The sequence below is a fragment of the Streptomyces sp. SID486 genome (assembly GCF_009865385.1).
Taxonomy (GTDB): Bacteria; Actinomycetota; Actinomycetes; order Streptomycetales; family Streptomycetaceae; genus Streptomyces.
In genome coordinates this window covers 1-11,140 of the sequence record NZ_WWJT01000550.1, presented here as the reverse complement: position 1 = coordinate 11,140, position 11,140 = coordinate 1, and the positions used below count along the sequence as shown (strand labels likewise).

At 72.1% G+C, this 11,140-nt stretch carries 9 protein-coding genes and 1 pseudogene; 3 read left to right on the top strand and 7 right to left on the bottom strand.

Annotation, left to right across the window (positions count from 1 at the left end):
• The 7 genes from GT045_RS25560 to GT045_RS25530 all read right to left on the bottom strand — a co-directional run.
• A partial coding sequence (locus GT045_RS25560) for a glycosyltransferase family 39 protein (protein WP_237538860.1) occupies positions 1–1,591 on the bottom strand: 1,591 nt, incomplete at its 3' end.
• Entirely contained in the window at positions 1,588–2,958 is a 1,371-nt protein-coding gene (locus tag GT045_RS25555; RefSeq protein WP_161335590.1) for a bifunctional glycosyltransferase family 2/GtrA family protein, read from the bottom strand. The genes GT045_RS25555 and GT045_RS25560, both read right to left, overlap by 4 nt.
• 14 nt (positions 2,959–2,972) lie before the next feature.
• A complete protein-coding gene (locus GT045_RS25550; RefSeq protein WP_161335589.1) occupies positions 2,973–4,841 on the bottom strand; it encodes a HAMP domain-containing sensor histidine kinase in 1,869 nt (622 codons plus the stop codon).
• A complete protein-coding gene (locus GT045_RS25545) occupies positions 4,838–5,578 on the bottom strand; it encodes a response regulator transcription factor (protein ID WP_161297499.1) in 741 nt (246 codons plus the stop codon). Before GT045_RS25545 ends, GT045_RS25550 begins: the two co-directional genes overlap by 4 nt.
• Positions 5,579–5,673: 95 nt before the next feature.
• Entirely contained in the window at positions 5,674–6,546 is an 873-nt protein-coding gene (locus GT045_RS25540; protein ID WP_161297501.1) for a DUF2797 domain-containing protein, read from the bottom strand.
• Positions 6,547–6,684: 138 nt separating this feature from the next.
• Complete coding sequence (locus GT045_RS25535; RefSeq protein ID WP_161335588.1) at positions 6,685–7,446, bottom strand: hypothetical protein; 762 nt, start codon at positions 7,444–7,446, stop codon at positions 6,685–6,687.
• Positions 7,447–8,560: 1,114 nt separating this feature from the next.
• Positions 8,561–8,851 (bottom strand): hypothetical protein, encoded by a 291-nt coding sequence (locus GT045_RS25530; protein WP_161335587.1) that lies wholly within the window; start codon positions 8,849–8,851, stop codon positions 8,561–8,563.
• Positions 8,852–9,040: 189 nt separating this feature from the next.
• Here GT045_RS25530 and GT045_RS25525 point away from each other — a divergent pair.
• From GT045_RS25525 to GT045_RS25515, 3 genes and pseudogenes are all read left to right on the top strand, one after another.
• Positions 9,041–9,583, top strand: a pseudogene (locus GT045_RS25525) (replication initiator); the annotation flags it as partial.
• The gene (locus GT045_RS25520) at positions 9,580–9,786 is read left to right on the top strand and encodes a helix-turn-helix domain-containing protein (RefSeq protein ID WP_053710560.1); all 207 of its coding nucleotides are present in this window, start codon (positions 9,580–9,582) and stop codon (positions 9,784–9,786) included. The pseudogene GT045_RS25525 and the gene GT045_RS25520, both read left to right, overlap by 4 nt.
• Positions 9,774–11,015, top strand: a complete 1,242-nt coding sequence (locus tag GT045_RS25515) for a site-specific integrase (RefSeq protein ID WP_345942754.1) — start codon at positions 9,774–9,776, stop codon at positions 11,013–11,015. The genes GT045_RS25520 and GT045_RS25515 overlap by 13 nt, the downstream gene beginning before the upstream one ends.
• Positions 11,016–11,140 lie beyond the last annotated feature (125 nt).

Genomic DNA, 11,140 nt, shown 5'->3' with positions numbered 1-11,140 from the left:
CACCGGGGCCGCCGCCCCGGCCGCCCCTCGTGCTCGCGCCCGCCGGGCCGGCCGTGACGATCGAACCGGTGTGGCCTTCCGCCAGCGTGCTCAGGGTGTACGCCGTCGGCCCGGCCAGCGCGGCCACCAGTCCCACCGCCGCCGCCGCGAGAGCGAGCCGCCGGGAGATACGGCCCGCGAAGACCAGGCCGAACGCCGCCACCAGCCCGCCGACCAGCACCAGCCACCTGAGCCAGGGCAGATAGCCGGGGGTCCGGTGGAGCAGCACGTAGCCCCAGGCCGCCGCCGCGGCCACGGCCGCTGCGAGCGTGACCGACGCCCACGCCTGACGCCGCCGCTCCCACAGCAGACCGGCGCCCATGCCGGTCACGGCCGCGAGGTAGGGGGCGAGGGCCACCGTGTAGTACTGGTGGAAGATGCCCGCCATGAAGCTGAAGACCGCCATGGTCATCAGCAGCGACCCGCCCCACACCAGGAACGAGGCACGGGTGACGGACGTCCGCCTCAGCCGGCGCGTGGCCACCAGACCCGCCACCAGCAGGATCAGCGCGGAGGGCAGCAGCCAGGAGATCTGGCCGCCGATCTCGGAGTCGAACATCCGGTTCCAGCCGGTCTCGCCCCACATGCCGGTGCCGCCGCCCCCGCCGACACCGCCCACGCTGCCGGTCTCCTCGCCGTCGAGGCGGCCGAGACCGTTGTAGCCGAAGGTCAGCTCCAGGAAGCTGTTGTGCTGCGAGCCGCCGATGTAGGGGCGTGCGGAGGCCGGCCACAGCTCGACGACCGCGACCCACCAGCCGCCCGAGACCACCAGCGCCAGCGTCGCCGCGGCCAGCTGCCCGAAGCGCCTGCGCACCGGCACCGGCGCGCACACCGCGTACACGGACGCCAGCGCCGGCAGGATCAGGAACGCCTGGAGCGTCTTGGCGAGGAACGCGAAGCCGATCGCCACGCCCGCCCACACCAGCCACCTCGTACGGCCGTCCTCCAGGGCCCGGACGACGAGGTAGCAGGCCACCGACATCAGCAGGGCCAGCATGGCGTCCGGGTTGTCGAAGCGGAACATCAGCGCCGCGACCGGGGTGAGCGCCAGCACCGCACCCGCGATCAGACCGGCCGCGGGGCCGAACCGGCGGCGCACACCGGCGTGGACGACGGCGACGGCCGCCACGCCCATCAGCACCTCGGGCGTGAGGATCGCCCACGAGCCGAGGCCGAAGACACGGACCGACAGCTCCATCGGCCACAGCGAGGCCGGCGGCTTGTCGACGGTGATGGCGTTGCCCGCGTCCAGCGAGCCGAAGAAGAACGCCTTCCAGGACGTGCTGCCCGCCTGGACGGCCGCCGAGTAGAAGGAGTTGGCGTAGCCGGAGGCGCTGAGGTCGTAGAGGTAGAGCAGGAGAGTGGCGGCCAGCAGGCCGAGGAGGGCCGGACGCGCCCAGCGCGGGTCCTCCTCCCGGCCGCGCCACAGCCGGCGGGCGAACGGCTGTCCCGGCTCACCGGCTCCGGGAGCCCGCGCGGGTGCGGGGGGCTTCGGCCCCCGGGCGGTCGTACCGTCCTGCCCGGTGGCCGGCGGGTCGTACTGCGTGGTCATCGGGGGTCCCCCGGGTCGTTGTCGTGAGGGTGCACCGGGCTCAGCCGCGCGGTGACGTCCCTCCAGCTGCCGTCCGCGGCCTCGTCGGCGCGGACGTGGATGGTCCGGTACGGCTCCGGGCCCGGCTCCCCGCGGTCCGGGAAGACCCAGACGCGGAAGAGCAGGAACCGCAGCACGGTCGCCGCGAGGTTGGCGGCGATGAGCACCGCCAGCTCCGTGGAGTGCGCCGGGCTGTCGGTGGCCGTGTGCAGGGCGGCGAGCGAACCGCTGGTCAGGGCCAGGCCGATGCCGAACACGACCAGGCCCTGGGCCTGGTGCCGGGCCGCCCCGCCGCGGCCGCGCACCCCGAAGGTGAGCCGGCGGTTGGCGGCCGTGTTGGCCACGGCCGAGACCAGCAGCGCCGGCGCGTTGGCGAGCTGTGCCCCGCAGAACTGCCGGAAGCCGCTGTACAGCAGCAGGTAGAACAGGGTGGACAGGCCGCCGACCACGCAGAAGCCGACCAGCTGGCGGGCCAGGCCGCCGGGCACCCCGGACAGCTCGCGGTCGCGCGGGTCGTCACCGAACGGCCGGGTCAGCCGGTCCAGCGGCAGCGAGCCCGAGGCCAGGGCCTTGCCGATCCGCCACACACCCTTGAGGTCGTCGGTGGCCGTCCGCACGATGTGCACGGTCGAGTCCGGGTCGTCCACCCAGTCCACCGGCACCTCGTGGATCCTCAGGCCCGCCCGCTCGGCGAGGACCAGCATCTCGGTGTCGAAGAACCATCCGGTGTCCTCCACCAGCGGCAGCAGCACCTGCGCCACCTCCCGCCGGATCGCCTTGAAGCCGCACTGGGCGTCCGAGAAGCGGGCCTGGAGGGAACCGCGCAGGATCAGGTTGTAGGCCCGGCTGACGAACTCCCGCTTGGGGCCGCGCACCACCCGGGAGCTGCGGGTGAGCCGGGAGCCGATCGCCAGGTCGGAGTGACCGGAGATCAGCGGCGCCACCAGCGGCAGCAGGGCGTTGAGGTCGGTGGACAGGTCGACGTCCATGTACGCGAGGATCGGGGCGTCCGACGCCGACCAGACGGTCCGCAGCGCCCGCCCCCGCCCTTTCCGCTCCAGGCGGACGGTGGTGACCTCGGGGACCTCCGCCGCCAGCCGGGCCGCCACCAGGGGGGTGGTGTCCGTGGACGCGTTGTCCGCGATCGTGATGCGGAAGGCGTAGGGGAAGGTGCGCGTGAGGTGCTCGTGCAGTCTGCGGACGCACGGCTGGAGGTCCTTCTCCTCGTTGAACACGGGGATCACTACGTCCAGGACAGGCGTTCCGGCGTCTGTGGCCGGGAGGTGCTCCCGCGCCGGCAGGGTGCCGGGAGAAGAGTCGGTTCGCATGGCACCGACTGTTCTCAAGTGCCCTGTCGCACCCGTGTGGTGGCGCTGTGCTGCGGCTGTGAGTGCGACCGCCGGCCCGCCCCGCGGGCCGCCCGGGGAGCGGGCTCCGGGACGCGCACGGGGGCCGCCGGCGGGACGGGTGCGGTTGCCGGCTCCGGGACGGGTGCGGTTGCCGACTCCGGGACGGGTGCGGGGGCGGGCTCAGGGACCGGGGTGGAGGCGAACCCCGGGGCGGGTGCGGATTTCGGCTCAGGGACCGGTGCGGAGGCGAACCCCGGGGCGGGTGCGGATGCCGGCTCAGGGACCGGTGCGGAGGCGAACCCCGGGGCGGGTGCGGATGCCGGCTCCGGGGCGGACGCGGGCAGCCGCACGGTGAACACGGTGCGGCCGGGCGCGCTGTCCACGGTCACGGCGCCCCCGTGCGCGGCGGTCACGGCCCGCACGATGGCGAGTCCCAGTCCCGTGGAGCCGGTGGCGCGGGACCTCGCGGTGTCCCCGCGCGCGAACCGCTCGAAGACGTGCGGCAGCAGCTGCGCCGGGATCCCCGGCCCGTCGTCCTCGACGTCGACGCACGTCCACGCCCCGCACCGCCGCACCCGCGCGGTGACGGTCGTACCGGGCGGGGTGTGCTTGCGGGCGTTGCCCAGCAGATTGACCAGCACCTGTTGGATCCGTGCCGCGTCCGCCGGGACCGGGGCCGGTTCGTCGGGCAGGTCGAGCCGCCAGTCGTGGTCCGTGCCGGCCGCCCGTGAGTCACTGACCGTGTCGACGACCAGCGGGACCAGATCGATGTGCTCGAACCGCAGCGGGCGCCCGGCGTCGAGCCGGGCGAGCAGCAGCAGGTCCTCGACGAGGAGGCTCATCCGGCCGGCCTCCGACTCGATACGGCCCAGCGCGTGCCGGGTGTCGGGGCCGACCTGTTCGCGCCCGCGCCGGGTCAGCTCGGCGTACCCGCGGATGGAGGCGAGCGGCGTCCGCAGTTCATGGCTGGCGTCGGCCACGAACTGCCGTACGCGTGTCTCGCTGCGCTGCCGGGCGTGCAGGGCGCCGTGGACGTGGTCGAGCATGCGGTTGAGCGCGACGCCGACCCGGCCGACCTCGGTGTGCGGGTCGCACTCCGCCTCCGGGACCCGTTCGCTGAGGATCACCTCGCCGGAGTGCAGGGGGAGTTCGGAGACCCGGGTGGCGGTGGCGGCGACCTTGCGGAGGGGGCGGGTGGCGACGCCGACGAGGACGTAGCCGGCGATGCCGGCCGCCACCAGGCCGGCGGCGGTGACACTGATCTCGACGAGGATCAGGGTGTCGATGGTGTTGTCGACGGAGGAGGTCGGTACGGCGACGTAGTAGGCGCCGTTCGGCCCGCTGCGGTACTCGGCCCGGTAGGTGCCGGCGTCCGGGACGTCGACGGTGCGCGGCTCCCCCTCCACGCGCGGCACCGACGCGAGGGCGGCACGCTGCGCCTCGGTCAGCGGCTCGGCGACCACGTCGAGGGTGCTGGTGGACTGCACACCGCGCCGGGCCTCGGTGATGACACCGTCGACGACCCGGGCCGCGACGGTGCCCTGGGGCTGGGGGCCCTCGGTGACGAAGCCGGTGAGGGTCCTCGGGTGCGTCCTGGGCTGCTGCCCGCCCGGTGCGACCCCGTCCCCCGGCTGCCGGCCCGGCGGCCCGAAGGAGCCGGAGACGCGCGAGGCGACCTCGTCCAGCTGGCCGTCCAGCTGGTCGTACAGATGGCTGCGCAGCGCGAGCGTGGTCACGGTGCCGATCACCGCGCACACCACGGCGATCAGCACCACGGACGCGACGACGAGCCTGGTCCGCAGCGTGCGCGGGCGCCCCTCCCCCGGCGGCTTACGCGGACGCGGCCGTCGTCGTCCGCTCATGACACGGCGGGCTTGATCAGGTAACCGGCTCCCCGCCGGGTGTGGATCATCGGCTCCCGCCCCGCGTCGATCTTCCGGCGCAGATACGAGATGTACAGCTCGACCACGTTGGCCTGGCCGCCGAAGTCGTACGACCACACGCGGTCCAGGATCTGCGCCTTGCTCAGCACCCGGCGGGGGTTGCGCATGAGGAAGCGCAGCAGTTCGAACTCGGTGGCGGTGAGATGGATGTCGTGCCCGGCCCGCGAGACCTCGTGGCTGTCCTCGTCCAGCGTCAGGTCCCCCACGACGAGGACCGATTCGGACCGCCGGTCGGTGGCGCCGGACCGGCGGATGAGCCCTCGCAGCCGCGCCACGACCTCCTCCAGGCTGAACGGCTTGGTGACGTAGTCGTCGCCGCCGGCGGTGAGCCCGGCGATGCGGTCCTCCACCGCGTCCTTGGCGGTGAGGAAGAGGACGGGCACGTGGGGCAGGTCGCGCCGCAGCCGGCCCAGGACGGACAGGCCGTCCATGTCCGGCAGCATCATGTCGAGCACGACGGCGTCGGGCCGGAACTCACGGGCCGTCCGGACGGCCCCCTGGCCGTCCCCCGCACTCCTGATCTGCCAGCCCTCGTACCGGAGGGCCATGCTCAGCAGTTCGGTGATCGACAGCTCGTCGTCCACCACGAGCACCCGGACGGGGCTCCCGTCCGGCCTCAGCAGTTCGGTGCGCCCCCGGGGCGATGTCGTGGTCATGCGGGACACCCTGTCGGGGCCCTCTGAGAAGACACTTTTCGGAGTCTGTGATTTGTCTGAGAAACACCCGGCCTCAGCGCGACGGGCCCGTCGGCTCAGAACAGCCCGTCCGGAGCTCTTCTGAACTCCCTTACAGGGAACGTGCATCCGGCCTCCGCCGGCTCCGGCGCGACCAGCTCCCAGCCGGTCATCAGGCGGGTGTCCAGGACGACGACCCCGCGTCCGCCGACCGCGAGATGGAGGTCGGGGCCGGCGGCCGCGGCCAGTTCACCGCGCACGGCACCGCCCGGCACCAGCTCCACCACCTCGCCGGCCGCCGCCGGGGAGCCCGCCAGCCCGAACGGCCGTACGCAGTCGGTGACCTGGCACGGCTCGGGGCGCAGCGACTCCGGCCAGCCGGGGAGCGCGACGGCCCGCGCGTGCAGCTCCCGCACCTCGGTGGCACGCTCCGCCGCCGTCCCCGGCAGCGCCGACCGCACCGACCGCTTCTCGGCGTACGGCACCCGGTCCGGCACCCCCAGCGCGGCCCGCAGCAGTTCCTCGGTACGGCGCGCGGCCATGAGCGGGCCGGTGCCGAGCCAGCTGAAGCAGACGGCGCCCTGTTCCAGCAGCCGGGCCGGGCCGCGTTCCAGGGCGGTGATCCCGACCTTCACCATCCCCGGCCCGAACCACGCCAGATACACCCGGTAGGGGCGCGGGTCGTCCGCGATCGTGTCGGCGGCCACCGAGTGGGCCCGGTCCAGCCGCGCGCACTCCTCGCACCGCGCCCCCGTGCTCCGCCCCGGCACCACCGCGCCCACCGGGCAGGCATGCCCCCGCGCCCCCGTACACGTACGCACACCGGTTTCCGGCACCGCGAAGGCGACGCGCTTGCCCCAGGGCAGCGCGCTGCGCCGTCCGCCGTCCCACACCAGCACCGGACCGTCCGCCGACCAGCGCAGCCCGGAGCACTTCCACACCTGTGCCATCACCGTGAGGGTAGAGGGCGGCTCCGACAGCGGCCCGGGGCGGCGGCCCTCGCCGAAGCCCGCCGGCGGGTCCGCTCACCGGAACGTCCGTGCGCGGCCGGCGGGATCAGGGCCGCCCTGCCCGGGCCGCCGCCCGGTTCACTTGACGGCGACGGCGTCTCCCACGGCCGCGACGCCGGCGGTCGTGGAGTCACCCGCGTAGTACCAGCGCCAGGCGCCGCCCGCGTTCGCGGTGACCGTGGTCTTCAGCGCGCCGCCGGTGCCGGTCCTGACCGTCTTGACGGTGGTGTAGGAGCCGCCGTCGGGGCGGAACTGCAGGGCCACCGGCGTGCCGGCCCGGCCGAGGTACGCGTGGGTGTCCCAGTCCGCGTGGGCCAGCTTGCCGGTGATGGTGAGGGTCTTGCCCTTCACGACCGGCTCGGGGTCGGCGTTCGTGGTGGTCATGGTGGAGGCGCGCAGGACCTGGGTCGGGTACAGGCCGCCCTTGCCGATCACGTTGTCGTCGGCGTCGACCGCCTGCAGGTAGACGTGCCAGGTGCCGGCGACACCGCTGCCGACGAGCGACTTCGGGTCGATGGCCAGCTTCTGGGTGCAGCGCGTGACGGTGGCGCTCAGGTCCTGGCAGACCGGCGAGGCCAGGGGCCGGCTCTGGCCGCTCCACGTGTCCAGGCCGCCCGCGTACAGGTACGCCTCGGAGGCGTAGAGCTTGTGGGTGTGGTTCACGTCGTAGTGGACGACGAACTGCTTCGGCGTGCTGGTGCCCAGGACCAGCGGCTTGCCGCTGTCGATCGCGATGCCCGAGAACGTGACGGGGTTCTCCGCCGCCTGGGCCGCCGGGAGGGCGAGGGCGGTCAGAGCGACGGCGCCGCAGAGGGCGCCCACGAAGGAGCGGATTCGCATGATGGTGTCCCCACACTGAAGCCCGCCGGATGTTCCCCCCGGACGGGATCTTGATCGATGTGAAGATCGTATGAGCGTTCGCGACGTCCGGAACAGTGGGAGACGTCGGCTGTTACGCAGCCAGGACATCAGTCGGACACTGCACGGACATCACCCCAACGCCCTCTCCTCCGGGGCCGGCCACGCCCTTCACCACCCGGCCCGGATCCGGCGTGCCGGCCTCTCGGTCCAGCACGTCACCATGGGCGGCGCCGGCGGCTGGTGCCGTAGCCGTACTGCGCTGCCGCACTACCCGGAAACGCCGAAGGCCCCGGATCTCTCCGGGGCCTTCAACCTGTGTGCACTCGGCAGGATTCGAACCTGCAACCTTCTGATCCGTAGCTCTAGAGAGATGGGTCGGAGACGGTCATACAGGTTGCGTTCTGGCCTCAAGGGGGCGCTACGGGGTGGGGCTGGTTGCTGTGGTTGCTGTATCCGGCTGCTGTACAGCAGGATCCGGGTGGGGGTGCCGGGTATGGAGCGTGGACGACTCGAACGACTGCTGGTCGGTAGCGATGAGGCGTCTGTAGCCGCTCTGGTGGCGCTCCGCTGCGGCGGCTCCTACGTGGTCTGGAACGGGACTACGTCCGCCGAGTCGCTCGCCCTTGTCTATGGACGCCGGTCGCGGCTCACGCGGCGTAGGGGCATCGAGACCACGAACTTGGACCGCAGCGTGGAGCTGCTCGGTCGTCACCGATGACGGCAGCAGGCTGATCGCGTGCACTGGCGTACGGCGGCCCCAGGTCTGAGCCCCCGCCGACGACAGTCAGCCACGATGGCGGGTGTGTTAACCGATCAGGCGCGCGTGTGTAGCGCTGCCCCCACCGGCGTCAGCCACGCTGCTCGATCGGCGTCTGTCAGAGCAGGCTGCGGCGGCGGAACCGCGGTGACGAGACATTGCGCGGTGACTTCTTCGTCCCGAAGCAACTTGAGCCAGCGTTCGGTCTTGGGCTGGTGTGGCGCCTACCTGCGCTGACAGTCCACTGGAGTTCGCGTCCGTACATCGTTGTCTGCTGGCGTTGTCACGCAGTTAGACACTCACCCAGGCTGGCGCGCGCTCTCGCAGGGCCTGTCCTCAGGGACCGAGTACATGCAGCGCGCCGAATACGAGGCACGCGGTACCGAAGAGGAAGAATCCACCCACGGCTATCGCGGCTGCTCCGAGCTTCATGGCGCCGGCACTCTTCCCCTCTTGCGGCACAAGCGAGCCCGACGCCTGCTGTCTGAAGTCGAGATACGCAGGCAGCCGTCCGGTTCGCCGTAGCGTCCGCCCGACGCTGATGAGTGCTATGCCAAAGATCAGCGTGAGCAAGCTCGTCTGGAGCTGGTAGGCCGGGTCATGCCCGTCCGAGACAGCGATGATCACGAAGGTCCCCCCAGGACGTGCCGGCCAGCGATGCTGTCCGGCGGAAAGAAGCGCCCCATCTTGCCTGACGTCCAGCCTTGGGCGCTATCCCGTCTGGCCGGGGGGCTGTGACCTGGGGGTTCGCTGCTGGCGGCTGCGGCTCGTCTGTCACCGCCGGTCGCCGTTGAGTGCCCTCAGGGAGCCTCGGACATCGACGGCCGCGCGCACACCTTCGCCTTCGGCCGACAGCTCGACGCCCGCACCATCCGCTCGGCCGACTTCGACGGCGGCCAGGAACTGACCGAGCGGGCCGTCGCGGCGTACATCGCCAAGTACGCCACCAAGGGCGCCGAGACCGCCACGGGAGCTCTCGACCGGCCGCTGAAGTTCGCCGCCGAACTCGCCCAGCTCGACATCAGCGAGCACGCCCGGCGCCTCATCCGAACGGCCTGGACCCTCGGCGCTCGCAAGGACCTCGAACACCTCCGCCTGCGCGCCTGGGCTCACATGCTCGGCTTCCGCGGCCACTTCTCCACCAAGTCCCGCCGCTACTCCACCACCCTCGGAGCCCTCCGCGACGCCCGCGCCGAATGGCGCCGAGCCCAAGTGGCGACAGCCGACGGCCCGGAGGCCGAAACGACGTACGTCCTCGCGCACTGGGTCTTCGCCGGCACCGGCCTGTCCGACGCCGAAGCCTGGCTTGCCGCATCTCTCGAACCCGCACCCGGAACCGAAGGGGAGCCCACCGCATGACCACGGTGACCATCACCCGCAAGTGGCACACCACGGCCGAAGTCGCCGAGATGCTCGGCTTCGGCCTCTCCAAGACCAAGGCGCTCGTCCTGAGCGGTGAGATCCGGTCCGTGAAGATCGGCCGCAACCGCCGCATCCTCCCCGCCTGGGTCGACGAGTACGTGAACCGCTGCGCCTCCGAGACCGGGGAGTGGGCGGCATGAGCGGAAAGCGGGCCAACGGCGAGGGGGCCATCTACCCGTGCAAGAACGGCTTCGCGGCCTACGCCTGGGTCACGACGCCGGACGGCGACCGCAAGCGCAAGTACGTATACGGCAAGACCCGCGAGGAGACCCATGAGAAGTGGATCAGGCTCCACAGTGAAGCCAGCAAGGGCCCGGTGCAGACCCGGCACCGCACGGTTCAGGCGTCCCTGTCCTACTGGCTCGACTCGATCGTGAAGCCCAACCTCGCTCCGCTTTCGTACGTCTCGTACGAGGGCTCGGTGCGGCTCTACATCAACCCGCACCTCGGCGGGAAGCGGCTCGACAAGCTGACCGTCCGGGACGTGCGGGAGTGGCTGACCAAGCTGGCCGGCATCTGCCAGTGCTGCGCCCAGGGCAAGGACGCCAAGCGGGCCGAGCCGCGTCAGCGGTGCTGTGCCGTCGGGGAGTGCTGTGAGGCCTACCCGTCCCGGCGGGTCGTCCAGGCCGCCCGAGACGCCCTGCGCGCCGCGCTCACCCACGCCGTGACCGAGGAGGAGATCAGCAAGAACGTGGCCTCCCTGGTCAAGGTCCCCAAGCCCCGGCGACGCCGGATCAAGCCCTGGTCCGTGGTCGAGGCGGGGCGCTTCCTGGCCGACTCGGTCGCCCGTGAAGATCCGCTCTTCGCGGCCTGGGTCCTGGTCCTCTGCCTCGGCCTGCGGCGTGGTGAGGCCCTGGGCTTGACCTGGCAGTCGATCGATTTCGAGGCCGGTGAGCTGTACGTGGATCACCAGATCCAGCGTGCGGGCCGCCAGATCCTCCACCGGGAGACCAAGACGGAGGAGTCCGACGACTTCCTTCCGCTCCCTGAGTTCTGCCTGCGGGCGCTCCGGATGCGGCGTGCCCAGCAGGCCGGGGACCGGAAGGCGGCCGGGGAGCTGTGGCAGGACACTCGCGGGCTGATCTTCACGACGAAGTACGGGACGCCGATCGAGCCGGGGAACCTCACCCGCATGTTCGCCCTGCGGGCCCGGCGCGCCGGCCTCCGGGTGATCCCGCTACGGAACACGCGCCACACGTGCAGCTCGCTCCTCGTCGCCCTGAAAGTCCACCCGAAAGTCGCCCAGCGAATCCTGCGGCACTCGCAGATCGCCATGACGATGGAGGTCTACGCCGAAGCCAGCGAGGAAGAGGTGCGGGCCGCGCTCGGCAAGCTGTCCGCCGCCATGGGCGGGACCGAGACCGGCTGATCCAGACCCCGTTGCTGTACTTCGCTGCTGTACGCCCCTGAAACGCAAGAGGCCCCGGAGTAATCCGGGGCCTCTCACCTGTGTGCACTCGGCAGGATTCGAACCTGCAACCTTCTGATCCGTAG